General features: G+C 69.8%; 22 protein-coding genes. 15 read left to right on the top strand and 7 right to left on the bottom strand.

The window, feature by feature from the left end; translation table 11 throughout:
• The first annotated feature begins 9 nt into the window (after positions 1 to 9).
• Together ACWGID_RS28520 and ACWGID_RS28515 are read left to right on the top strand one after the other, a co-directional pair.
• The gene (locus ACWGID_RS28520; RefSeq protein ID WP_452201633.1) at positions 10 to 921 is read left to right on the top strand and encodes an acyltransferase; all 912 of its coding nucleotides are present in this window, start codon (positions 10 to 12) and stop codon (positions 919 to 921) included.
• 96 nt (positions 922 to 1,017) lie between these two features.
• A complete protein-coding gene (locus ACWGID_RS28515) occupies positions 1,018 to 1,920 on the top strand; it encodes a hypothetical protein (RefSeq protein WP_452201631.1) in 903 nt (300 codons plus the stop codon).
• On the opposite strand, the gene ACWGID_RS28510 is transcribed toward ACWGID_RS28515, so the two are convergent.
• The gene (locus ACWGID_RS28510) at positions 1,907 to 2,641 is read right to left on the bottom strand and encodes a class I SAM-dependent methyltransferase (RefSeq protein ID WP_452201630.1); all 735 of its coding nucleotides are present in this window, start codon (positions 2,639 to 2,641) and stop codon (positions 1,907 to 1,909) included. The genes ACWGID_RS28515 and ACWGID_RS28510 overlap by 14 nt on opposite strands.
• Before the next feature lie 129 nt (positions 2,642 to 2,770).
• Between ACWGID_RS28510 and ACWGID_RS28505 the strand changes: the two genes are divergently transcribed.
• The 3 genes from ACWGID_RS28505 to ACWGID_RS28495 all read left to right on the top strand — a co-directional run bounded on the left by ACWGID_RS28505 (position 2,771) and on the right by ACWGID_RS28495 (position 5,476).
• Positions 2,771 to 3,565: an electron transfer flavoprotein subunit beta/FixA family protein gene (locus tag ACWGID_RS28505; protein WP_452201628.1), complete on the top strand. Its 795-nt coding sequence runs from the start codon at positions 2,771 to 2,773 to the stop codon at positions 3,563 to 3,565.
• Positions 3,566 to 3,579: 14 nt separating this feature from the next.
• Positions 3,580 to 4,548, top strand: coding sequence for an electron transfer flavoprotein subunit alpha/FixB family protein (locus tag ACWGID_RS28500; RefSeq protein WP_452201626.1), 969 nt, complete (start codon positions 3,580 to 3,582; stop codon positions 4,546 to 4,548).
• Between the two features lie 121 nt (positions 4,549 to 4,669).
• A complete protein-coding gene (locus ACWGID_RS28495; protein WP_452201624.1) occupies positions 4,670 to 5,476 on the top strand; it encodes an NAD-dependent epimerase/dehydratase family protein in 807 nt (268 codons plus the stop codon).
• Here ACWGID_RS28495 and ACWGID_RS28490 read toward each other — a convergent pair whose 3' ends face one another.
• From ACWGID_RS28490 to ACWGID_RS28480, 3 genes are all read right to left on the bottom strand, one after another.
• Positions 5,477 to 7,111 carry a hypothetical protein gene (locus ACWGID_RS28490; RefSeq protein ID WP_452201622.1) on the bottom strand — a complete coding sequence of 545 codons (1,635 nt, stop codon included), beginning with the start codon at positions 7,109 to 7,111 and terminating at the stop codon, positions 5,477 to 5,479. It abuts the gene before it with no gap.
• A gap of 84 nt (positions 7,112 to 7,195) precedes the next feature.
• Positions 7,196 to 7,666: a pyridoxamine 5'-phosphate oxidase family protein gene (locus tag ACWGID_RS28485; RefSeq protein WP_452201620.1), complete on the bottom strand. Its 471-nt coding sequence runs from the start codon at positions 7,664 to 7,666 to the stop codon at positions 7,196 to 7,198.
• Positions 7,666 to 8,259 carry a dihydrofolate reductase family protein gene (locus tag ACWGID_RS28480; protein WP_452201618.1) on the bottom strand — a complete coding sequence of 198 codons (594 nt, stop codon included), beginning with the start codon at positions 8,257 to 8,259 and terminating at the stop codon, positions 7,666 to 7,668. The genes ACWGID_RS28485 and ACWGID_RS28480 overlap by 1 nt, the downstream gene beginning before the upstream one ends.
• 106 nt (positions 8,260 to 8,365) lie before the next feature.
• On the opposite strand from ACWGID_RS28480, the gene ACWGID_RS28475 reads away from it, so the two are divergent.
• From ACWGID_RS28475 to ACWGID_RS28445, 7 genes are all read left to right on the top strand, one after another.
• Positions 8,366 to 10,948, top strand: a complete 2,583-nt coding sequence (locus ACWGID_RS28475; protein ID WP_452201616.1) for an ATP-binding protein — start codon at positions 8,366 to 8,368, stop codon at positions 10,946 to 10,948.
• Positions 10,949 to 10,996: 48 nt separating this feature from the next.
• Positions 10,997 to 12,199 (top strand): cysteine desulfurase family protein, encoded by a 1,203-nt coding sequence (locus tag ACWGID_RS28470; protein WP_452201614.1) that lies wholly within the window; start codon positions 10,997 to 10,999, stop codon positions 12,197 to 12,199.
• Positions 12,199 to 13,290: a tRNA 2-thiouridine(34) synthase MnmA gene (gene mnmA, locus ACWGID_RS28465; protein ID WP_452201612.1), complete on the top strand. Its 1,092-nt coding sequence runs from the start codon at positions 12,199 to 12,201 to the stop codon at positions 13,288 to 13,290. The genes ACWGID_RS28470 and mnmA overlap by 1 nt, the downstream gene beginning before the upstream one ends.
• The gene (locus ACWGID_RS28460; protein ID WP_452201610.1) at positions 13,287 to 14,264 is read left to right on the top strand and encodes a methionine synthase vitamin-B12 independent; all 978 of its coding nucleotides are present in this window, start codon (positions 13,287 to 13,289) and stop codon (positions 14,262 to 14,264) included. The genes mnmA and ACWGID_RS28460 overlap by 4 nt, the downstream gene beginning before the upstream one ends.
• A 35-nt stretch (positions 14,265 to 14,299) precedes the next feature.
• Positions 14,300 to 16,405 carry an NAD-dependent DNA ligase LigA gene (gene ligA, locus ACWGID_RS28455; protein WP_452201608.1) on the top strand — a complete coding sequence of 702 codons (2,106 nt, stop codon included), beginning with the start codon at positions 14,300 to 14,302 and terminating at the stop codon, positions 16,403 to 16,405.
• Positions 16,406 to 16,512: 107 nt separating this feature from the next.
• On the top strand, positions 16,513 to 18,042 hold the full coding sequence (locus ACWGID_RS28450) for a hypothetical protein (RefSeq protein ID WP_452201606.1): 1,530 nt from the start codon (positions 16,513 to 16,515) through the stop codon (positions 18,040 to 18,042).
• Between the two features lie 17 nt (positions 18,043 to 18,059).
• Positions 18,060 to 18,284, top strand: coding sequence for a hypothetical protein (locus tag ACWGID_RS28445; protein ID WP_452201604.1), 225 nt, complete (start codon positions 18,060 to 18,062; stop codon positions 18,282 to 18,284).
• Between the two features lie 54 nt (positions 18,285 to 18,338).
• On the opposite strand, the gene ACWGID_RS28440 is transcribed toward ACWGID_RS28445, so the two are convergent.
• Complete coding sequence (locus ACWGID_RS28440) at positions 18,339 to 18,983, bottom strand: ACT domain-containing protein (RefSeq protein ID WP_452201602.1); 645 nt, start codon at positions 18,981 to 18,983, stop codon at positions 18,339 to 18,341.
• A 200-nt stretch (positions 18,984 to 19,183) separates the two neighbouring features.
• Between ACWGID_RS28440 and gatC the strand changes: the two genes are divergently transcribed.
• Genes gatC through gatB form a run of 3 tightly spaced genes read left to right on the top strand, consistent with a single transcriptional unit; the run spans position 19,184 to position 22,483 of the window.
• Positions 19,184 to 19,480, top strand: coding sequence for an Asp-tRNA(Asn)/Glu-tRNA(Gln) amidotransferase subunit GatC (gene gatC / locus ACWGID_RS28435; RefSeq protein WP_329001584.1), 297 nt, complete (start codon positions 19,184 to 19,186; stop codon positions 19,478 to 19,480).
• Position 19,481: 1 nt separating this feature from the next.
• The gene (gatA, locus tag ACWGID_RS28430) at positions 19,482 to 20,987 is read left to right on the top strand and encodes an Asp-tRNA(Asn)/Glu-tRNA(Gln) amidotransferase subunit GatA (RefSeq protein WP_452201600.1); all 1,506 of its coding nucleotides are present in this window, start codon (positions 19,482 to 19,484) and stop codon (positions 20,985 to 20,987) included.
• Positions 20,984 to 22,483, top strand: coding sequence for an Asp-tRNA(Asn)/Glu-tRNA(Gln) amidotransferase subunit GatB (gene gatB / locus ACWGID_RS28425; RefSeq protein WP_452201598.1), 1,500 nt, complete (start codon positions 20,984 to 20,986; stop codon positions 22,481 to 22,483). Before gatA ends, gatB begins: the two co-directional genes overlap by 4 nt.
• A 36-nt stretch (positions 22,484 to 22,519) precedes the next feature.
• Here gatB and ACWGID_RS28420 read toward each other — a convergent pair whose 3' ends face one another.
• Entirely contained in the window at positions 22,520 to 23,062 is a 543-nt protein-coding gene (locus ACWGID_RS28420; RefSeq protein ID WP_452201596.1) for a general stress protein, read from the bottom strand.
• Between the two features lie 73 nt (positions 23,063 to 23,135).
• Positions 23,136 to 24,080, bottom strand: coding sequence for a PQQ-dependent sugar dehydrogenase (locus tag ACWGID_RS28415; RefSeq protein WP_452201594.1), 945 nt, complete (start codon positions 24,078 to 24,080; stop codon positions 23,136 to 23,138).
• Positions 24,081 to 24,103: the final 23 nt, after the last annotated feature.

Genomic DNA, 24,103 nt, shown 5'->3' with positions numbered 1-24,103 from the left:
GGTGTGCTGATGCGGTTGCTGTCCGTGGCGAATCTGCGCTGGGTGGTGCGCCATCGGGCGTGGACGCCGTACTACCTGAAGCGCTACTGGCGGTTCGCCTGGTTCAAGCTGCGCCACCCGAACGTGATCACCGAGGGTTTCGTGTTCCTCGGCAAGCACCTGGAGATCGTGGCGCGGCCCGGTCACGGGCGGATCGTGCTCGGCAAATGGGTGCACCTCGGTGACGAGACCCGGCTGCGCGCGCACGAGGGCACGCTGCGGATCGGCGACAAGGTGGTGTTCGCCCGCGATGTCACGGTGAACTGCTACCTGGACGTGGAGATCGGCGCGTCGACGCTGATCGCGGACTGGACCTACATCTGCGACTTCGACCACAAGACCGAGGACCTCGACCTGCCGATCAAGGACCAGGGGCTGGTGAAGTCGCCGGTGCGGATCGGGCCGGACTGCTGGCTGGCCACCAAGGTCACCGTCACCCGCGGCACCGATATCGGCCGTGGTGCGGTGATCGGCGCCAACAGCGTTGCTCGGGGCAACATCCCGGCGCACGCCGTGGCTGCCGGCGTGCCCGCGGTCGTGGTCGCGGATCGCGCCGCCCGCTACGCCGCGACGGCTGAGCGCCGCAAATACCTGGCCGGCCTGGCCGAGGCCAACGACCGAGCGACCGACCTGCTGCACTCCGGCACCACTCCCACACCGGAGGCCGCCGCGACCGAGGAAACCGGGGGTGAGGGAGCTGATTCTTCGGCACCTGGACCGTCCCGGAGCGTCGCGGCCGAGGATGCGGCCGGTGATGAGGTAGAAGCAGATGGTGAAAAAGAGAGCCCCGAGGGGTTCTCAAGTTACTCACCAGTCGGGCACTATGGCCCCCACGTCAGGTCGGACGCCCACGACCCGATGCGAGTCGGAGAGGAGAAGTAGCGTGGCTGACCGGTCCGGACGTCTGCGGCACCAGGCGGCGCTACGTTGGAACCAGTGCTTGAAACGAACGAATCACACATAGGCGTGAAGCGAAGTATGGACCCGGAAACACAGGCAGCGGACGGCAGCGCGGCACCGGTAGCGGGCGCCCGCCGCCGCTTGTCGCCACGCCCGGTCCCGGTGAGTCGGCGTAGGAGACCGCCGGCCGACCCGGAGCGGGCGACCGTGGTGGCCACGGACGACGAACGGACCCCGGCTGAGGAGATGGACGACGTGGGTACGCAGGACGACAAGGCGACGGCCGCCGAAGCCGCGAAGGCCGGCACGGCGCCGGACGTGGACGCCGGCGCGAGCCCGACGGCTTCGAGTACGGCGACCGCGACGAAGGCTGCCCGCCCGAAGACGGCGGCGGAGATCGTCGCGGAGCAGCGGGCCCGCGAACAGGCGGCGGCCACATCGGCCGAGGCTGCGTCCGGTGCGGGCACGGCGGGTGCGGCCGGCTCGGAGGATGCCGCACCGTCGAAGCCGGCAGACGCCACGGACACGTCGGGTAAGGATGCCGCCGGCAACAGTCCGGCAGCGGCCCCGGCGGGCAAGCCGGCTGCGAAGGCCGGCGGCCAAACTGGTGCTGCGGGCAACAAACCGTCGACGGCCAAGGGCAGTTCGTCGGGCTCGTCCGGCAAGGGCAAGCAGGCGCTCAGCTCGGTCGGTTCCGGGGTCCGGAAGCTGCGGAACCTGGTCGCCTCGGTGATCTGGCTGATCGCGGTGCTCGCGGCCGCCGTCCTGGCGCTCGGCGCGTTGTTCACGGCGCTCGACCAGACCAACCAGAGCAACGAGATCGTGCGCTGGATCCTCGAGCGCGGCCACGACCTGGTGGGTCCGTTCAAGGACCTGTTCCGGTTGCAGACCGCGAAGAACACGCTCCTGGTCAACTGGGGGATCGCCGCGCTGGTCTACCTGATCGCCGGCAAGATCGTCGAGAAGATCATCCGCCCGTAGGGGTACCGACCAGGATCAGGTCGAGAGATCCGTCCAGGTCTCCTGGGCGGATCTCGAAGTCCCCGTACGTCGTCGTCCGCACGAGCGCGGCCAGGTTGTCGTCCCACTGGTCGTGCTCGACCGCGAGCTGCGCGTCCACACACGACCCGAACTCGTTCTCCCACGCCGTCAGCCGTACGCCGTGATGGAGTCCGAGCGCGTGCGTGATCTCGAAGTGCGGCGCGAGCAGCTCGGTGAACTCGGCGGCTGTCAGTTCGCGGGTGTGGTACCAGTTCCCGCTCGGGAACGTCAGGCGGTTCGGCGTACTCAGGACCAGCGTTCCGCCCGGTGCGAGGATGCGCGCGCACTCGGCGACGAAGCGCGGCTGCTCCCAGAGGTGCTCGATCGTCTGCAGCGACGTGACGACCGTGAAGGCGTTGTCGGTGAAGGGCGTCTGCACCAGATTGCCGCGCACGACATTGAGCTGTGGATAAACCCGGCGGACGTGCCGCAACGTCGTATCTTCATAGTCGAGACCGGTCACGGAGTCCGTCCCCGCCAGGCGGAGCTGCTCCGCGCCGTACCCCTCGCCGCAGCCGGCGTCGAGGATCCGGCCGGTCCGATGGATCGGCAGATTGGCCGTGATCCAGCGGTAGGCGGCGTCGTGGCGCGCGAACCAGTAGTTCTCGTGCCAGATCCCGGGCGCTGTTCTCTCGCCGGTGAGCGGTAACGTCTCGGTCACCTGGGTCAGACTAGTGCTGTCCTGGCGCCGGGTTGACTGTGATGGGACTCGCACCGGAGTTATGTTTCTCGCGAGTAACATCCGTGGCAGGCTTGGAGAGACCGTTAACCAGAAGGGGTCCCACACGCTATGAAGATCGTCGTCTGCGCGAAATTCGTGCCGGATGCCACCGCGGACCGCCGCTTCCGCTCGGAGGACAACACGGTGGACCGCGCCGGTGTCGACGGGCTGCTGTCCGAGCTGGACGAGTACGCCGTCGAGACCGCCCTGACCGTCAAGGAGGCCGGTGACGCCGAGGTGACCATCCTCACTGTCGGCCCGGAGCAGGCGGCCGACGCGGTGAAGAAGGGTCTGCAGATGGGGGCCGACGCCGGCGTCCACGTGGTCGACGACGCGATCCACGGTTCGGACGCGGTGGCCACCTCGCTGATCCTGGCGAAGGCGCTGGCCAAGCTCGAGGCGGACCTGGTCGTGTTCGGCATGGGCTCGACCGACGGCGGGATGGGGGTCGTCCCGGCGATGGTGTCGGAGCGGCTCGGACTGCCGGCCGTGACGCTGGGCTCGGAGGTGACCGTCGACGGGCAGACCGTCCGGATCCGCCGCGACGGCGACACCGCGAGCGAGACGATCGAAGGCACGCTGCCGCTGGTGCTGTCGGTGTCCGACCAGGCCAACGAGCCGCGGTACCCGTCGTTCAAGGGGATCATGGCCGCGAAGAAGAAGCCGGTCGAGTCCTGGTCGCTGGCCGACCTGGAGCTGACCGCCGACCAGGTGGGCGGGTCGAGCGCGTGGACCGAGGTGGTCGAGGTGACCGCCCGTCCGGCGCGCACCGCCGGCACGATCGTCACCGACCAAGAAGACGACGCTGCCGGCAGCGGTGCTATGCAGCTCGTCGAGTTCCTGTCCACGAACAAGTTCCTCTGAGGAGCGGCTGAGCTATGTCGAACGTTCTCGTTCTCGTTGACCACACCGCAGGTGCGGTCCGTAAGACGACCGCCGAGCTCCTCACCATCGCGCGCCGGCTCGGCGAGCCGGTCGCGGTCTTCATCGGCGACGGCGTGCAGGACGCGCTGCCGGCCCTCGGGCAGTACGGCGCGACCAAGGTCGTCGCGCTGACCGACGCCGACCTCTCGCAGTACCTGGTCGCGCCGAAGGCCGAGGCGCTGCAGCAGGTCGCGGCGAAGGTCGAGCCCGCGGCGATTCTGATCTCGTCGAACGCGGAGGGCAAGGAGATCGCTGCCCGGCTCGCGGTCAAGCTGGACTCCGGTCTGATCACCGACGCCGTCGACGTGCAGGCCGGCGACGCTGCTGGTGGCGGGAGCCCGGTCACCACGCAGTCGGTGTTCGCGGGCAACTTCACCGTGCAGTCGAAGGTCACCCACGGCACGCCGATCATCACCGTCAAGCCGAACGCCGCCACCCCCGAGGCCGCGGAGACGTCTCCGGAGGTGGAGGAGTTCGACGTGTCGATCTCGGACGCCGCCAAGACGGCCCGGATCACCGAGTCCAAGCCGCGGGCGGCGACCGGCCGTCCGGAGCTGACCGAGGCCGCGATCATCGTGTCCGGCGGTCGGGGCACCGGCGGTGACTTCGGCCCGATCGAGGCGTTCGCCGACTCGCTCGGCGCCGCGGTCGGTGCGTCCCGTGCCGCGGTCGACTCGGGCTGGTACCCGCACGCCTACCAGGTCGGCCAGACCGGCAAGACCGTCTCCCCGCAGCTGTATGTCGCCGCCGGGATCTCGGGCGCCATCCAGCACCGGGCCGGTATGCAGACCTCGAAGACGATCGTCGCCGTCAACAAGGACCCGGAGGCCCCGATCTTCGAGCTCGTCGACTTCGGCGTCGTCGGCGACCTGCACAAGGTGCTTCCGACGGCCACCGAAGAGGTCACCAAGCGCAAGTCCTGATCCGCGGCGCCGCGTCGGCCACTCCTCAGCGGCCGGCGCGGTGACCCCACTCCAGCCCGGCTCGGATCCCCTCCCGAGCCGGGCTTTCACCTTCCCTGGAACTGATGGCTAGGGTTGCCCGATGCGGATCTGGGTGAGTGGGGCGCGCGGGAAGTTGGGGGCCGAGGTCTGCCGGCAGTCGGTGGCCGCCGGCCACGACGTGATCGAGGCGGATCTCGCGGGACCGGAGCCCGTCGATCTGATGGACCGTGACGCGGTCGCCCGGTCGATGCAGGGTGCGGAGGCGATCGTGCACTGCGCAGGCATCGCGAGCCCGGAGAACATCGAGCCGGTCCGGCTGCTCGAGCTCAACGCGATCACCACGTTCAACGCGCTCGAGGAAGCGTGGAAGCTCGGGATTCGTACCGCGGTCATCGCGTCCAGCGGGTCGATCTACGGCACCGCGTGGTCCCCGGAGGAGATCGGTACGCCGATCGTCCCCGTCGACGAGAACACCGAGCTGCGGTACGTCGACCCGTACGGGCTGACCAAGGACATTCTCGAAACCACAGGCCGGATGTATGCGCGTCGCGGCGTACAGGTGACTGCTCTGCGTTTCCACTGGATCCTCGAGCCGGACGAGGTACGCCGGTACATCGCGGACGCACCGCTCGAGGAGAACCGCCGCAACCTCTGGGGGTACGTCGACCTCGCCGAAGCGGCCCGTGCTTGTGTGCTGTCCCTGAAGCCGCGGACGGACGATCGGTACGCCGCGCTGGTGCTCGCCGCGGAGGACACCGGCCGCCACGAGCCGACCGCCGACCTGCTCGCCGACTACTCACCCGAGACGACGATCCGCACCGAGCTCAAGGGCACCGCATCGCTCTTCGACTGCCGACGAGCCGCCGACGTGATCGGCTGGACCCACACCAGCACCTGGCGCGGCTAGTCAGCTGGTGAGGTGGTCCCGGATCGTGGAGAGGTCGGCTGCGACGCCGGCCTGCCGGGACTCGGTGGCGTTCACGTAGGCGGCCAGCCCCTCCACAGCCGTGGTGCAGCGTTCGTTGAGACGGGTCGCTCGATCGTCCGCCGCGGCCTTCTCGTTCTTGCTGTTGACCCGCAGCTTCCAGTACCGGGACGCAGCGACGCCGACCAGCACCAGACCGGCCACGATCCAGGCCCCGTGCACGAAGCCGAGACCGACCGCGACCAGTACGCCGGCCACCGCGAGTACCACCGGGACGGCGAGATTTCCCTTGGTGATGTCGCCGGCGCCGGCCTTGATCGACGCCATCGCCGAACCGAGTTCGCGCTGGTCCGGGCCGTCCGGGCGGATCGTGATCGTGTGCACGTCGACGTCGACCGAGACCTGCGCGGGGCTCGGGCGGCCCGCGACCTCGGCGAGTTCCTCGATGGCCGGCAGCACCGACGGTGCGATCACCCGCAGCGCGGCAGCCGGCAGGTGCGGCTCGTCGGTCTGGGCCAGGTCGGCGTCGAGCAGTTTCTCGATCGTGCCGACCGGGTCCTCGAGTCCTTCGGCCGTGCCCTCGCCCGATCCGCTGATCTGCGCCCGCAGTACCGCGACCCGCGCCAGCGGCTCCCGCTCCGGTTCGCTGCCTTCGGAGATCAGCAGCCGCAGCAGGGCAGGCGCACTGTCCCGCTCGGCGTTCGCCTCCGCGTCACCACGCTTCGACCGCCGCTTGGCACCGGCCGAGTCGCGGCCTGAGCCGCGGCCGGAGTTGCGGGCCGCGGCGTCGCCGGTGGAGTCCTGCTTGGCCGCGGTCTCCTGGTAGCCGAGGGCCGGGTCGGGCTCGCGGGCCGCGGTGTTGCCCGCGATGGTCTCGACCGCGTTGCGGACGCGGCCCAGCTGGACCCGGGCGGACTCCTGCTCGTTCACGGCGTCGAAGCGCGCGCGGGTGGTGCGTGGAGTCTCGCCGCGCTTCTCCAACCGGGGCAGCCAGCCGTCGGCAGGCGGAGCGACCGACTGGAGCCGTTTCACCACCAGCTCGAGGCCTTCCACGCCGAACCCGCCCCGCGCGGCCGTCGCCCACAGCACCCGTTGCGTCCGCGTCACCGTCCCGTCCGAAGCCGGTACGCCGAACGCCACGTCCAGCCATTCGCTCCGCACATCGTGCCGCAGCCCGAGCGTCGCCAATGCCAGCGCCAGGAAGGCCGACGTACGACGCTGGTCGAGTTCGAGGGCGGTGTGCAACGCCTGGTCGTTCGGCTCGGACGAGTACAGCCCGATCAGCGCCTCGGTGGCGGGGCCGAGCCAGTACTGCGGGACCGGTGCGGCGACCGGCGGAAGCGCCGTACCGGATGCCATCGCGGAGAGGACGCGGCTCGCGTACCGGCGGAGTTCGGCGGCGTCGAGGAAGCCTGCCATCTCGTACCGGAGGTCGGACAGCTCGACGAAGGCGTCGAAGGCGGTCGACAACCGGTTGACGCGGTCCTGGAGTCCGCCCTGCAGTTTGGACAGCTGGGACTGCAGTCGCGAGGTCGCCTGGCGCGCGGACGACATCTCGCTCTGCAACTGCTCGAGCCGCTCGTTCTGCTCGCGTTCGACCCACCAGTCGTTGCTCATGTCCCCGCCCTGTCTGTGTTCCGGCCTGTCTGTTCCGGCTGCGAAAGGTGTCGCTCCCCGGAAGGATGGCGGGTCAGCGGGTCATCACGTCCACACCGGCCGCCGGCCGTCGATCCCCGTGCCGTAGTCCGGGTCGCTGCCGCGGACCAGCAACCAGTGCGCCGTGGCGCGGGCGCGGTACAGGCGCAGGTCGCTGAGCAACTCATCGGCGGAGTACGCGCGCAGCTCGGGATAGCGCGAGGCGTAGAGGGTCGCGCACTCGTCCAGTTCGTCGTCGGGGACGAGGCCGGCCTCGGCGCGGAAGTACACCGCGGACGCGCTGCCGATCGGCACGCTCGAGTCGAAGATCGCGATGCTGACGGTCGACTGGTGCGCGAGGTTGCGGGAGTGCAGCGCGTCGGGCGAGGACGCCCAGTAGAACGTCGTGTTGCCGTCCGGCGTGAAGTAGACCGGCGTGACCCAGGGCAGCCCGTCGGCGCCGACCGTGCCGAGGGTCAGGTACTTGTTCGCGTCGACGACTGCCGCGGCGCGCCGGTCGAGAATCTCCTGTGACATCACGGCTCCTGGCGGGTCACGGCGTACGTGAGGTGGGTGGCGTTCGGCGTACTCACGGCGTTTCGGAGGGCCAGGCGGATCGGTGTCAGGGTGGTGCGCTCGAACAGTGGGGTGCCGTCGCCGAGCACGATCGGTGCGACGTGGACGCGCAGTTCGTCGACCAGTCCGGCGTACAGGTACTGCCTGCACAGGTGGCCGCCGCCCATGATCATCATGTCCTTCGAGCCCGCGGCGTCCCGGGCGAGCTTCAGCGCCGGCCGGATGCCGTCGGTGACGAACTCGAACCAGCCCTCCATCCGGACTCGGCTCGGCGGGTTCGATGTGACGACGAAGATCGCCGGCCGCTCAGCACTCGCGGCGTCCGCGTCCCAGCCCTGCGGACCGTCGATGACGTCGAACGTCCTTCGTCCCATCAGTACGGCGCCGATGTCGGTCATCGTCAGCGCGGACGCCGCCTGGTCCGCGGCGTCCTCGCCGGTCAGCCAGTCGTGCAGCGGTTCGCCGCCGATCCCGAGCCCGTGTGCGAGGTCCGCTCCTGGTCCGGTGACGAAACCGTCGAGCGACATCGTGATGTCGAGCAATACCTGTCCCATGGCCTTCTCCCTGTTCTGAGGTTGTGCCTCCACCTTCAGAGCAGGGACCACGCATCGGCATCCGTGGCGACCACGGAAGCACCACTGATCGCGCATGATGGGGCGCATGAACGGTCCGAAGGACGTGTCGGCGCGCGAGGCCGAAGTACTCGCGGCCCTCGCCGGGGACCGCTCGAACGCGCAGATCGCCCGTCGGCTGCACATCAGCGTCCGCACCGTCGAGAGCCACATCTCGTCGCTGCTCCGCAAGTACGGCGTCGCCGACCGGCATCAACTCGCCGCCCTCGCCGGTGCGCAACCAGAGGGCTTCAGTACGCCGACCGGTCCCGGTACGAGCTTCATCGGTCGCGAGCAGGACCGGGCCGACCTGGGCCGAGCACTCGGCAGCAATCGCCTCGTCAGCCTCCTCGGACCAGGCGGTGTCGGAAAGACCCGTCTCGCCCTGCGCGTGGCAGCCGATGTCGCGGACAGCTACCCGTACGGCGGTGCAGTGGTCGATCTGGTCCCAGTGCGTCCCGGCTTCGTCATCACGGCAGTCGCTGAAGCACTCCAGGTCAGTGAACAACCACCCCAGACCCTGGCGGACGCGGTACTCGAAAGACTCAGGCGCGGACGCACTCTGCTCGTGCTGGACAACTGCGAGCACCTCTTGGACGACGTGGCCGCGTTGGTGTCCCGCATCCTCGCTGAGGCGCCCGAAACCGCAGTACTGGCGACCAGTCGGGAGCGGCTCGGTGTGGCGGGGGAGCGGCCGGTGCAGCTCGGCCCGCTGGGTGAGGCGGTGCAGCTGTTTCAGGAGCGTGCCGCGCTGGTCGCGCCGGAGGTGGCTGACGACGCTCACCTGGCAGCGAAGGTGTGCGCCGAGCTGGACGGCGTACCGCTGGCTATCGAGTTGGCTGCGGCGCGTGCCGGTTCACTGGGAGCTGATGGGTTGCTGGCCGCGCTGGACGATCGGCTGCGGTTGTTGTCGGGCGGGCGGGGTGCTGACGATCGGCACAGCTCGCTGGCACGGGTGATGGGGTGGAGCTACGACCTGCTGGCTGAGGACGAGCGACACCTGTTCCGGCGGCTCGGTGTGTTCGTTGGTGGCTTCGACCTGACCGCTGCGGCCGGTGTGACGCCGGACAGCACCAAGAGCGAGCTGAGTGACCTCCTCGGTCGGCTGACCGACAAGAGCCTGCTCCACCGCAGCCAGCACGCCGGGACGAGCCGCTGGCGCATGCTCGAGACAGTGCGCGTCTTCGCCCTCGAACAGCTCGACGACGAGTACGACGAAGTCGCCGCACTGCATGTCGCGTGGGCCGACCGATCCGCCACTCGCCTGGAGCAACAACTGGAGAAGGGGCAGGACTGGCAGCAGGAGTTCGAGCTGCTCGCCCCGGACCTCCGAGCGGCCGGCGGCGCCACCCGCGCGCTTGCCCGCAAGCTCGCCCACCTGACCTTCGCCCGCAGGCGATTCCTCGAAGCACACGACCACTACCTCACCGCCGCCGCGCGCGCGACCAACGCCACCGAGCTGTACGACGACCTGCGCGACGCGGCCGACGCGACCGAGGTGATCGCAGACGGCACCGAGTCGTACCACCTGATGCTCCGAGCCGCCGAGCGCGCGGCAGCCGAAGGCAACGAGGCAGTACGGCGGGAAGCGCTGGCGACCGCTGTGATGATCGTGAACCGCTACGAGGTCGCCGTACCGCCTCCGGCTGATGGTGGTGAGAGCCTGCTCGCCGGGGACACCGCAGCGGTACAAGTCGCTCGGGCGTGGGTCCATCGATTCGACCTCGGACTGGCCGAGGCGGCGGTGGCGGCGGCTCGGGAGTCGGGCGATCCGTTAATGGTCATGAACGCGCTCGATGTCTACGGGACGGCAGTCGGTGGGGCCGGACGGTTCCGCGACGCGCGGATCGCGGCCGAGGAGCGGCTGGTGCTGGCCGAGACGTTGCCCGAGCACGATCCGCGGGCCGTCGCGGAGATCGTGGACGCGTTCCACGTCGCCTCGACCACCGCGGTCGCGGTCGGCGACGTGGCCGAGGCGGTGCGGCTGGCGCGATTGACAGTGGATCCCGCGCAGTCGCAACCGTTCATCACGGCACCACGGAAGGTCCGGGCGTTCGCGCTCGCGGGGCTGTTCGACGAGGCGATCGCGACGGCGGATGCGATGTGGTCCGGGTGGCGCGCCGCCGGTTGCCCGCCGCACGCCTGGATGGCGTCGGGCGCGTCCTGCGCGGCGCTCGCCCACGGATTGCTCGGGACCGGGCTCGATGAGGTCTGGCAGGCGCGGGCGCTGGAGATGGCGCGGGTGTCCGACGCCGCGGACGCGCCCAGCCTGGCGGCCAACGCAGCGTTCGTCGCGGCTCGGCTCGCCCTCCATCAGGACCCGGGCAAAGCCGACCGAGCCGTCGAGCGGGCCTTCGCGCCGTTCCCGGAGCCGTGGTGGGAAGGGTACGCACGGGCCGCGGGGGCAGAACTGGCCGTCGTTGCCGGTCACCCGGACGCCGCCGACTACCTCGAGCAGGCAGCGCGAGGTGCCGCCGAGAACGCCTGGGTGGACGCGGCGGTACGGCGCGGCCGGGGTCGGCTGACGAGGGACCAGAAGCTGCTGCAGGACGCGGCCGAGCGGTTCGAGACGCTCGGAGCGCGGTTCGAGCACCAGGTCACGCTCAGGGTCACCGTCGATCTCTGCAGGTGAGTCCCGAGGAGCGGGAACAACGGCGGCGGACATACCCTTGAAGTCGTTATGGCTACTTCCGACCGTCGCACGGTGTACCTGGACCACGCGGCGACGACCCCGATGCTCCCGGCCGCGATCGAGGCGATGACCCATCACCTCGCGCGCACCGGCAACGCGTCGTCCCTGCACGGCTCCGGCCGCTGCGCCCGGCGGACGGTCGAGGAGGCGCGTGAGTCGATCGCGGCAGGCCTGGGGGCGCAGCCGAGCGAGGTCGTGTTCACCTCCGGCGGCACCGAGGCCGACAACCTCGCGCTGAAGGGGCTGTGGTGGGCCCGGCTGGCCGCGGACCCGCGGCGCCGCCGGATCCTGCTGAGCGGTATCGAGCACCACGCGGTCCTCGACCCGGCGATCTGGCTCGCCCAGCACGAGAAGGCCGAGATCGAGTGGCTGCCGGTCGACGAGCTCGGCCGGGTCGCTCCGGACGACGTCCGCCGGGCCATCGAGAGCGACCCGGAGTCCGTGTCGTTCGTCACACTGATGATGGCGAACAACGAGGTCGGCACGCTCCAGCCGGTCCGCGAGATCGCCGCGATCGCGCAGGAGTACGGCGTACCCGTGCACACCGATGCTGTGCAGGCGATCGGGCAGGTGCCGGTGGACTTCGGTGAGCTGGGTGTGGACGCGATGACGTTGTCGGCGCACAAGCTCGGCGGTCCGTACGGGATCGGGGCGCTGGTCGTGCACAAGGAGACCAAGCTGACGCCGATCCTGCACGGTGGGGGACAGGAGCGCGACGTCCGCTCCGGCACGCTGGACGTGCCCGCGACGGCCGGTTTCGCGGTCGCGGCCGAGCACGCGATCAAGCACCAGGCGGACGAGGCGCCGCGGCTCGCCGAGCTGCGCGACGCGCTGATCCACGGCATCACCGGCACGATCGAAGGCGCGCAGCTGTCGGGCGACCCGACCGGCCGCTTGCCCGGTAACGCACACTTGTCCTTCAGCGGCTGCGAGGGCGACTCGCTGTTGCTGCTGCTCGACGCGCGCGGGATCGAGGTCTCGACCGGGTCCGCGTGCAACGCCGGGGTCGCCGAGCCGAGCCACGTCCTGCTGGCGATGGGGTACGACGACCAGCGGGCCCGCGGCTCGCTCCGGTTCACCCTCGGGCACACGAGTACGCGCGCCGACGTCGACGCCGTACTGGAGAACATCGGGCCGGTCGTGGAGCGGGCGAAGTCCGCCGGCCTGCAGAACGTGGGAAGGAACAGCTGATGCGGGTACTCGCCGCCATGTCCGGCGGGGTCGACTCGGCGGTCGCGGCCGCGCGGATGGCCGAGGCCGGGCACGACGTGACCGGGGTGCACCTGGCGCTCAGCCGGAACCCGCAGTCGTACCGCAGCGGCGCGCGCGGCTGCTGCACGATCGAGGACTCCCGCGACGCCCGCCGCGCCGCGGACGTGATCGGCATCCCGTTCTACGTCTGGGACCTGGCCGAGCGCTTCCACGCCGACGTGGTCGAGGACTTCGTCAGCGAGTACGCCGCCGGCCGCACGCCGAACCCGTGCCTGCGCTGCAACGAGAAGGTCAAGTTCAGCGCCGTCCTGGAGCGTGCTCTCGCGCTCGGCTTCGACGCGGTCGCGACCGGGCACTACGCGCGGATCGTCGACTTGGACGACGGGTCGCGGGAGCTGCACCGGGCGGTCGACCCGGCGAAGGACCAGTCGTACGTGCTCGGCGTACTGACCCAGCAGCAGCTCGCGCACGCGTTCTTCCCGCTCGGGGACACGGTCAAGACCGAGATCCGCGAGGAGGCCGCCCGGCGCGGGCTGTCGGTGGCGGCCAAGCCGGACAGCCACGACATCTGCTTCATTGCCGACGGCAACACCGCCGGGTTCCTCGGCGCGCAGCTCGGGGAGGCGCCGGGTGACATCGTCGATGCGCAGGGCAACAAGCTCGGCGAGCACCAGGGCACGCACGGCTTCACCATCGGTCAGCGCAAGGGTCTGCGGATCGGTACGCCGGCCGCGGACGGCAAGCCGCGGTTCGTCCTGGACATCTCGCCGGTCGACCGGACCGTGACGGTCGGGTCCCGCGAGGAGCTCGCCGTCGAGCGCCTGACCGCCTCGAAGCCGCGGTGGTGCGGCCCGGCGCCGACCGAGGAACTGCAGGTGAAGGCGCAGCTGCGCGCCCACGGCGAGGAGGTGGCCGTCACCGCCCGCGTCGAGGACGACCAGGTCGAGGTGACCTTTACCGAGCCGACCTCCGCCGTCGCCCCCGGCCAGGCAGTCGTCCTGTACGACGGCACCCGCGTGATCGGCTCCGCCACCATCGACACCGTCCAGCGCGTCACCGCTGCCGTATGACGACAACCGGTCTGGGATCCGTCCCCGGCGACGACATTCGTGAGTGGATGCGCGCCGTCCTCGAACTGGTCGACATCCCGTTTCTGCCGGAGCTTCCGGCACGTCCGTACGGCGACATGCTGAGCCGGACCGTCGCCGTACTGACCGAACTGGCCGCGGATCTGCAGCCGGTCGGGTGGCGGTTGACCGGTGGTGGGGACGCGCGCGCCAGTCTGGACCAGCGGCGCGCCCGGGCCTTGCTGAAGGAAGACCTGGACGTGCTCGAGGAGTACGGCGACGGGTACGAGGGACCGCTGAAGGTGCAGGTCACCGGGCCGTGGACGCTCGCGGCGGCGATCGAGCGGCCGCGCGGCGACAAGGTGCTCGCGGACTACGGCGCGCGGCGTGATCTGGCGCAGGCGCTGGCGGACGGCGTACAGCAGCATGTCGCCGAGATCCGGAAGCGGGTTCCCGGCGCGGAAGTCGTGCTGCAGGTGGATGAGCCGGGGCTGCCCGCTGTCCTTGCCGGGGCTGTGCCGACGGCGTCGGGTTGGGGCAAACATCGGTCTGTGGACGGCCCGGGCGCTGTCGAGTTGCTGAGTTTGTTCACCGGGGACGCGCCGACAGTTGTGCACTGCTGTGCCGCGCGGCCGCCGATCGAGGTCTTCACGAAGGCCGGCGCGGCCGGCGTCGCCGTCGATGTGTCGTTGCTGAACACGGCGGCGTGGGACCAGATCGCTGCCGCGGTGGAGTCCGGGACCACGCTGTACGCCGGCGTGGTGCCGACGAGTGGCGCCGTACCCGACCCGAGGAAGGCGGCCGAGCCGCTCGTCCGTCGGTGGCGCGAACTCGGCCTTGACCCCGCACGGATGAAGGACGTCGTCATCACGCCTGCCTGTGGGTTGGCTGCCGCTCCGTCACCGGCCGATGCCAGAGCGCGATTGAAGGTCCTCCGGGACATTGTCGACGTGGTCGGCGAAGCGGCCGACGCCTGAGCGGAAATGTCGGCGCGCGGCGGTAAATTCTCCTCATGAGCACGGAGGAGACAGCTGCGCCGGCGGAGGTTCTCGAGCGTCACGCGGCGCTGAGCAAGGAGATCGAGGACCACCGCGCGCGGTATTACCTGGCCACCCCGATCATCTCGGACGGCGACTTCGACGCGCTGATGCACCAGCTGCAGGCGCTCGAGGAGCAGTACCCCGAGCTCCGGACGCCGGATTCGCCCACCCAGAAGGTCGGCGCGCCGATCTCCACCCTCTTCACCCCGGTCGACCACCCGCAGCGGATGGAGAGCCTCGGCAACGCGTTCTCCGCGGAGCAGATGGAGGCCTGGGCCAAGCGGCTGGAGCGGGAGGTGACGGTCCAGCAGATCCACGACAGCGGGTTCCTGTGCGAGCTCAAGGTCGACGGCCTCGCCCTCGACCTGGTGTACGAGAACGGCAAGCTGGTCAGCGGCGCGACCCGCGGCGACGGCCGCACCGGCGAGGACGTCACGCCCAACGTCCGCACGATCAAGAGCATCCCGAACGAGCTGGACGGCACGGACCTCCCGTCCTTCCTGGAGGTCCGCGGCGAGGTCTACTTCCGCGTCGAGGACTTCGAGGAGCTCAACGCCCAGCTCGTCGAGGCCGGCAAGGACGTCTTCTCCAACCCACGCAACAGCGCCGCCGGATCGCTGCGCCAGAAGGACCCGCGGGTGTCGGCCAGCCGCCCGCTGCGGTTCGTCGTGCACGGCCTCGGCAAGGTGGAGGGCCACCACATCGGCCGGCTCTCCGAGGCGTACGAGCAGCTGAAGGCGTGGGGCCTGCCGACCAGCGACCGCGCCCGCCGGGTCGGCACCCTCGACGAGGTCAACGACTTCATCGCGTACTACGGCGAGAACCGGCACTCGGTCGACCACGAGATCGACGGCGTCGTGGTGAAGGTCGACGAGGTGGACCTGCAGCGCGCCCTCGGCTCGACATCGAGCGCGCCGCGCTGGGCGATCGCGTTCAAGTACCCGCCGGAAGAGGTCAACACCAAGCTCATCGAGATCGAGGTGAACGTCGGCCGCACCGGCCGGGTCACCCCGTTCGCGCACATGGAGCCGGTCCGCGTCGCGGGGTCGACGGTCGAGTACGCGACGCTCCACAACGCCAAGGAGGTCGCCCGCAAGGACGTCCGCCCGGGCGACACCGTCGTACTGCGGAAGGCGGGGGACGTCATCCCGGAGGTGCTCGGGCCGGTCGTCGACCTGCGTCCCAAGGACCTGCCGGCCTGGGAGATGCCGACGCATTGCCCCTGGTGCAACACCAAGCTGGCGCCGGCGAAGGAATCCGACGTCGACATCCGCTGCCCGAACTCGCAGTACTGCCAGGGCCAGCTGCGGGAGCGGTTGTTCTATCTGGCGGGGCGGTCCGCGTTCGACATCGAGGGGCTCGGGTTCAAGGCTGCCGATGCGCTGATCAGCGGTGGACTGCTCGCGGACGAGGGTGACCTGTTCGCGCTCACCGAGGAGAAGCTGGCCGAGAGCGCCTTCTTCACCACCAAGGCAGGCGCGTTGTCGGCGAACGCGCGCAAACTGCTCGCGAACCTCGAGGAGGCCAAGGCCAAACCGCTGTCCCGGGTGATGGTGGCGCTGTCGATCCGGCACGTCGGCCCGACCGCGGCGGCCGCGCTGACCGAGGTGTTCGACAACATTGACGACGTCCGGGCCGCGAGCGAGCAGCAGTTGGCCGAGATCGAGAGTGTCGGGCCGACCATCGCGCAGGCGATGATCGAGTGGTTCCAGGTGCCGTGGCACCAGGCGATCGTGGACAAGTGGCAGGCGTCCGGCGTGGTGATGCGCGAGGAGCGCACCGGCCCGACGCTCCCGCAGACGCTGACCGGGCAGTCGGTCGTGGTCACCGGGACGGTCGAGGGGTTCAGCCGGGACGAGGCGACCGAGGCGATCGTCGGGCGCGGCGGGAAGGTCGCGAGCTCGGTGTCGAAGAAGACGTCCTTCGTGGTCGTGGGGGATTCGCCGGGGTCGAAGTACGACAAGGCGGTCCAGCTCGGCGTACCGATCCTGGACGCGGCCGGGTTCCGGGTGCTGCTCGACGACGGCGCGGAGGCGGCGGCCGCGGTGGCGACCACGCCGGCGCCTGAGGCGACCTGACGCGACCGGACAAATCGAAGCATTTCCAACCCGACGGATCCGACGGCCGACCTGAGCCGTCGGACTGTTAACTTTGCACGTCGGAACGTGGGTTAAAAGGAGCAAATATGACGACGCCGCCGCAGGGACCGTGGGGTCCTGGGCAGCCGGGGGGCCAGCCAGGCGGGCAGCACGGGGGACAGGGCGGCCCGCAGCCGCCACAACAAGGTGGCGGCTGGGGACAGCAGCCACCGGGCCAGGGCGGGTGGGGCCAACGCCCCCAGCAGCCCCAGCAGCCCTCACAGCAGCCCCCGCAGCAGGGACAGCCCGCGCAGCAGCCTCAGCAAGGTCAGCCGCCGCGCCAGGGCCAGCCCCCGCAGCAGGGTGGCGGCTGGGGACAGCAGCCTGGGCGCCAGCAGGACCAGCCCGGCCATCAGCAGCCCAGTCAGCAGCAGCCTGGTCAGCAGGGTCAGCCCGGAGGTGGTTGGGGTCAGTCGCAGCAGCAGGGCGGCGGCGCCTACCAGCAGCAGTCGTGGGGCCAGCGCTCGCAGCAGCAACAGCAGAGCGGTTGGCACCAGCAGCAGGGCGGACAGCCCGGGCAGCCGCAGTGGCAGCCGGGTGATTCGGGCGGCGGCTCCAAGGGGCCGGGCGGGATCAGCAAGGAGAAGCTGCCGCTGATCGTCGGCGGCGGTGTCGTCGGCCTCGTGGTGATCGGCCTGCTGATCTTCCTCGGCGTGCGCTTCCTCGGCGGCGACGACACCCCGGAATCGAACCCGACCACCACCGCGCAGCCGACCGGCGGCGGCAGCCCGACCACCGGCACCAACCAGAACGGTGAGCTCGGCAACGCGACCGGTCAGGCCAAGGCCGCGACCGACAAGCTGCAGAGCAGCGGTTTCGGCTGTAGTGACCTGTTCAACACCGGCCAGGGCGCGCATCGCGGCTGCTTCAAGTACGACGGCACCACGGAGGCGGAGGCGGTCTTCCAGTTCAAGCCGGACGGCACCATCATCGCGGTGCGGTTCAAGTCGGCGAACGAGGACAACCTGAACAACGCCAAGGTCGTCTTCGACCAGGTCCTGCAGGCGGTCGGCAACGACACGTTCGGCGGCGACCAGGTGAAGAAGGTCCAGGACGCGGTCACGACCGGACAGAAGTCGCAGAAGGTCGGCAGCACCTGGGGCGAGTTCGAGTTGCGCAACGACGGCGACTCGCTCGAGCTGTCCGGCGGCAAGTCCGGTGAGGACTCGCTGGACCTCCCGCAGAAGACCTTCGACACCACCGAGGCGCAGCTGGTCGCGGCGCTGAAGACGAAGCAGTACGTCTGCACGAGCTCCTGCACCAAGGAGATCGGCAAGTACGGCTCCCAGCGGGTGTACATGTACGCCAGCGAGGGCGAGGGCATCAAGCACATCCAGGTGAGCGCCTCCGGCGACGCCGGGGACGCCAAGAAGGCCCTCACCGCCGGGCTGAACGACACGTTCGGTGTCCTCAAGGGCGGCGATGTCGCGGCGCTGAAGGCGTACGTCCAGGCGCACAGTGACGGGAAGCCGTACGCTTCTTATGTCGCCGGTTGGCGGGTCACGATCAGCGGGACCAGCTCGGACAGCTACTCCTCCCAGCAGGTCGAGATCAAGTACGAGTCGTTCTACGTCTGAGTGGGCACGGAGGCTGGATGAAGTTCCCCCGGGAGAAGCGGGACTCACGGACGGTGGCCAGCCCACCGCCGGAGGCCCTGAAGCGTGTCGACGGTGGTGGGGCCTGGGGCCCCACCCAGTTCGACCTCCCGGACAAGAACGGCAGTAACAGCCAGGCGATCCTGATCGTCGTCCTGGTCGGCGTCGTGATCCTGCTGATCATCGCCGCCCTCTGGCTCCTGGCCTACTTCCAGTTCACGTAAGAGTTCACGTAAAAACGCCCCCGCTCGTCGAGCGGGGGCGTTTTTCGGTTCAGCTCACGAAGTAGCGCGGATCGTCACGGCCAGTGACGCCAGGTACGACAGCCGGGCGACCTCGGAGCCGAGGAACTCGGGACCGCCCCGGCGACCGATGACCAGGACCCGGCGCTCGGACTCCAGTGGTGCGGCGACCAGCACCGACTCCGCGAGTCCCTTGTGGTCCGGGGCCTCGAGCGTGCTCGCCTTCTCCATCGGCAGCCAGCGGTCCGCCACCTCGCCGAACTCAGGGGTCGCGCTCGTCTCCAGCGCGACCTTCACCTCGCTGCCGGTGCCGTCGAGCAGCGCGGCCCAGTCCGCGTGCAGCACGGCCGGCGCCTGCTCGACCAGGAGGTCGATCGCTTCGGACGGAGCCGACGTCATCTGCTCGACGGCTTCCAGGTCCATGTGCAGTCCGCCACCGGCGCCGTACCGCGAGAACCAGATGACCTCGACGTCCGGTACGCCGTTGCACGCGGAGACCAGGCGGTCGGGCAGCACGCCCGGCGGCAGGTCGACCACGATGTCGTCGACGGCGGTGCCGTTCTCACGCCGGTGCTCGACGATCTCGATGGCGTGGATGTCGGCGTTCACCTCGCCGAGCGCGGTCGCGACGACGCCCAGCGAACCCGGTTTGTCGGGGATGATCAAGCGCAGCAGGAACACCGAACGATCATCTCCCAGCCAAGCACCATGCGCGTAACGCCCTGTCGCCGCCCATGTTACAGAGCGGTAGGTGGGACACGCCCGGGCCTCCGATAGGTGAACTGCGCAGGGGGTGGGAAATCCCGCTTCCGCAGCCCACTAAGCTGACGTCAGTCATGTGTCGACATGACTTACGTCAGCCTCTGCACTTGGGACAGTACATGCCATCGATTACCCGCGAAGAGGTCGCGCACCTGGCGCGACTGGCGCGGATCGAGCTCTCCGACGACGAGCTCGACCACCTTGCGCCGCAGCTCGACCAGATCATCGGACTGGTCGGCCAGGTCAGCCAGGTGGCGGCGGACGACATTCCGCCGACCTCGCACGCCCTGCCGCTGACCAACGTGATGCGCGCGGACGAGAACGTCCCGTGCCTGACGCCCGAGCAGGCGCTCTCCGGCGCGCCCGCCCAGGAAGGGCAGCGCTTCCGGGTGCCGCGGATCCTGGAGGAGGACTGACATGTCTGATCTGACCAGGAAGACCGCGGCCGAGCTCTCGGAGCTGATGACGTCCGGGCAGGCCAGTTCGGTGGAGATCACCCAGGCCCACCTGGACCGGATCGCCGCCGTCGACGGCGACGTCCGCGCGTTCCTGCACGTCGACACCGACGGTGCGCTCGCGCAGGCCAAGGCGGTCGACGACAAGCGGGCCGCGGGCGAGCAGCTGTCCCCGCTGGCCGGCGTACCGCTGGCGCTGAAGGACGTGCTCACCCAGGAGGGTGTGCCGACCACGGCCGGCTCGAAGATCCTCGAGGGCTGGAAGCCGCCGTACGACGCGACCGTCGTACAGCGTCTGAAGGCGGCCGGGATCGTGATTCTCGGCAAGACCAACATGGACGAGTTCGCGATGGGTTCCTCCACCGAGAACTCGGCGTACGGCACCACCCACAACCCGTGGGACCTGAACCGGATCCCGGGTGGTTCCGGCGGCGGTTCGTCCGCGGCCATCGCGGCGTACGAGGCGCCGCTCGCGATCGGCACCGACACCGGTGGCTCGATCCGGCAGCCGGGTGCGTTCACCGGCACGGTCGGGGTCAAGCCGACGTACGGCGGCACCTCGCGGTACGGGCTGATCGCGCTGGCGTCCTCGCTGGACACGCCCGGTCCGTGTGCGCGGACGACACTCGACGCGGCGCTGCTGCACGAGGTGATCGCCGGCCACGACCCGATGGACTCGACCTCGATCAACCAGCCGGTGCCGGCCGTCGTCGAGGCCGCCCGGAACGGTGACGTCGCCGGTCTGCGGATCGGTGTCGTGAAGGAGCTCGGTGGCGAGGGCTACCAGCCAGGTGTCGAGGCCCGCTTCCACGAGGCGGTCGAGCTGCTCACCAAGCTCGGCGCCGAGGTGGTCGAGGTCTCCTGCCCGCACTTCGAGTACGCGCTGCCGGCGTACTACCTGATCCTGCCGAGCGAGGCCTCGTCCAACCTGGCCAAGTTCGACGCGATGCGGTACGGCCTGCGGGTCGGCGACGACGGCACGAACAGCGCCGAGACGGTGACCAGCCTGACCCGCGAGGCGGGCTTCGGCGCCGAGGTGAAGCGCCGCATCATCCTCGGGACGCACGCGCTCTCCAGCGGGTACTACGACGCGTACTACGGCCAGGCGCAGAAGGTGCGGACGCTGATCGCCCGCGACTTCGCCAGCGCCTACGAGCAGGTCGACGTGCTGGTTTCGCCGGCCACGCCGACGACCGCGTTCGCGATCGGTGACCGGATCGACGACCCGATCGCGATGTACAAGAACGACCTCTGCACGATCCCGTCCAACCTGGCCGGCAACGCGGCCGCGTCGTTCCCGTGCGGCCTGGCCGACGAGGACAACCTGCCGGTCGGCTTCCACGTGATGGCGCCGGTGATGCGCGACGACCTGCTGTACAAGGTCGGCGGCGCGCTCGAGGCCGCGCTGGCCGAGCAGTGGGGCGGCGTACTGATGACCAAGGCTCCGGAGCTGGAGGTGACCCGATGACCGTTGCAGACGTTCTCGAGATCGACGACGCGCTGGCGCAGTACGACCCGGTGATGGGCCTCGAGGTCCACGTCGAGCTGAACACGAAGTCGAAGATGTTCTGCGGCTGCCCGACCGAGTTCGGCGCGCCGCCGAACACGCAGACCTGCCCGGTCTGCCTCGGTCTGCCCGGCGCGCTGCCGGTGGTGAACGCGCGCGGCGTCGAGTCCGCGATCAAGATCGGCCTGGCGCTGAACTGCGAGATCGCCGAGTGGTGCCGGTTCGCCCGGAAGAACTACTTCTACCCGGACATGCCGAAGAACTTCCAGACCTCGCAGTACGACGAGCCGATCGCGTTCAACGGCTGGACCGAGGTCGTCGTCGACGGCGAGACGTACCGGATCGAGATCGAGCGCGCGCACATGGAGGAGGACACCGGCAAGTCCACCCACATCGGTGGCGCGACCGGCCGGATCCACGGCGCCTCGCACTCGCTGGTCGACTACAACCGGGCCGGGATCCCGCTGATCGAGATCGTCACGAAGACGATCGAGGTCCCGCCGGCCAAGGCCGCCGCCGTCGCCCGAGCGTACGTGAGCATGCTGCGCGACCTGCTGCTGTCGCTGGACGTCTCGGACGTCCGGATGGACCAGGGCTCGCTGCGCTGCGACGCGAACGTGTCGCTGAAGCCGCACGGTACGACGGCCCTCGGCACCCGCACCGAGACCAAGAACGTGAACTCGTTCCGCTCGGTCGAGCGCGCGATCACCTACGAGATCACCCGGCAGGCGGCGATCCTGTCGACCGGCGGGAAGATCCTGCAGGAGACCCGGCACTGGCACGAGGACACCGGCATCACCACCTCCGGCCGGGAGAAGTCCGACGCCGACGACTACCGGTACTTCCCGGAGCCCGACCTGGTCCCGGTCGCCCCGTCCCGCGAATGGGTCGAGGAACTCCGCGCGACCCTGCCCGAGGCTCCTTCGGTACGCCGGGCGCGGCTGCAGGAGGACTGGGGTTTCACCGATCTCGAGATGCGCGACGTGATCAACGGCAACGCGCTCGAGCCGATCGTGGCGACCGTCGAGCTCGGCGTCACCCCGGCGGCCGCGAAGAAGTGGTGGCTCGGTGAGCTGGCCCGCTCGGCGAACGAGTCGGGTCAGGAGCTCGACGCGCTCGGCGTCGGCCCGGCGCAGGTCGCCGAGGTGCAGAAGCTGGTCGACGACGGCACGCTGAACGACAAGCTCGCCCGGCAGGTCTTCGAAGGACTGCTCGCCGGGGAGGGCACGCCGGCGGAGATCATCGAGAAGCGTGGCCTGGCGCTGGTGTCCGACGACTCGGCGCTGATCGAGGCGATCGACCGCGCGATCGCGGCCAACCCGGACGTGGTCGAGAAGGTCAACTCCGGGAAGCCGGCCGCCGCAGGTGCGCTGATCGGCGCGGTGATGAAGGACATGCGCGGCCAGGCCGACGCCGCCAAGGTCCGCCAGCTCCTGAACGAGAAGCTGGGTATCTGACGCTGAACTGGGGGTGCCGCACTGGCACCCCCAGGCTCAGGCCGCGTCGCGGTGTTCCTGTGCCGGCTGCTCGGAGTGGGGAGCGTCCGCGATGACCTCGCGCTCGAGCCGGCCGTCGTCCAGGTCGGCCGCGTCCGCGAGCAACGTCTGCGCCACGGCCAGTTCGTCGGCCGGGCAGCGGACCTCGTACTGCGTCGGGTGGATCTCGGTACTCACCAGGTCCGGGCGGTTGCGGACGAGGCCCCGGAACAGACCCCACAGCGTCCCGACGATGAGGCCGTAGACGAAGCCCCAGACCACGACGGCCAGGCCGTTCAGGGTGGTCTCGGCGACCAGGGTGACGAAGACGGCGGTGAGGATCCCGAGCAGGGCGCCCTGCAACGCACCCGTCGCGGTCATCCGCACGACCGGCACCGCTCTGCGTCTGCTCGCCTGCCGGAGACCGGCGCCGACGACCTCCAGACTCGTCGCGTCCATCCCGTAGCTTCTCAGGTAGTCGACCGTTCGCTGAGCATCCTTGTACCTGCTCACCGATGCGATCACGTTGCTGGGGACGCCAGACGCCTGGCCGGTCGGCATGCCGATCTCCTCCTCAGGTCATGGGTTTCTTCAACAAGTACCAGACGCTGCCGGAGCCGAAACGGTTGACTGCTCAGGACGTGCTGATCGTCACCCGGAGGATCCGGTCGTCGCCGTCGCGGGGCTGACCGCGGCCGTCGGTGTTGGACGTGGTGACCCACAAGGAGCCGTCCGGCGCGACCTCCACCGTGCGCAAACGCCCGTACCGGTTGGTGAAGAACGCCTGCGGCTCGCCGACTCGTTTGCCGTTGGCAACGGGTATCGCCCAGAGCCGCTGGCCGCGCAAGCCCGCCATGAAGATGTACCCGCGCGCGAACGCGATCCCCGACGGTGAGGCCTCCGACGTGGGCCACTGGGCGATCGGGTCGGTCATCTCGTCCAGGTGGCTGATGCCCTCGGCGGCGGGCCAGCCGTAGTTCGCGCCGGGGGTGATCGCGTTCAGCTCGTCCCAGGTGTTCTGCCCGAACTCCGCGGCGTACAGCTGGTTGCCGTCGAACGCGAGGCCTTGGACGTTGCGGTGGCCCTTGGTGATCCAGATCCGGCCGTCCGGGTTCCCGGGGGCGGCCTTGCCGTCGGTGGTGATCCGCAGGATCTTCCCGCCGAGCGAGTTGTCGTCCTGCGAGTTCGGCCGATCCGAGCCGTCGCCCGTTCCGGCGTACAGGTACCCGTCCGGTCCGAAGCGCAGCCGCCCGCCGTTGTGGATCGCCGCCTCCGGGATCCCGTCGAGGATCACCTGCTGGTCGGAGAGCTTCCCGTCCTGGTAGGTGATGCGCGCGATCCGGTTGTCGTCGCCGCTGGAGTAGTACGCGTAGATGTACGGCTTCCCCGGATACCCCGGATCCACCGCCAGCCCCAGCAACCCACCCTCGGACGACGACTTCACGCCGTCCACGGTGCCGACGTCACTGACCCGGCCGTTGACGATCCGCTTGATCGCACCGGCGTCCCGCTCCGCCACCAACGCACTCTTGTCCGGCAGGAACGCCAACCCCCACGGCACCTGAATCCCCGTCGCCACGGTCGACGCCACCGTCAACGCAA

The organism is Kribbella sp. NPDC054772, assembly GCF_053611945.1.
Note: the sequence above shows the minus strand (reverse complement) of the source record. Positions and strands in the feature narration are given on the sequence as shown.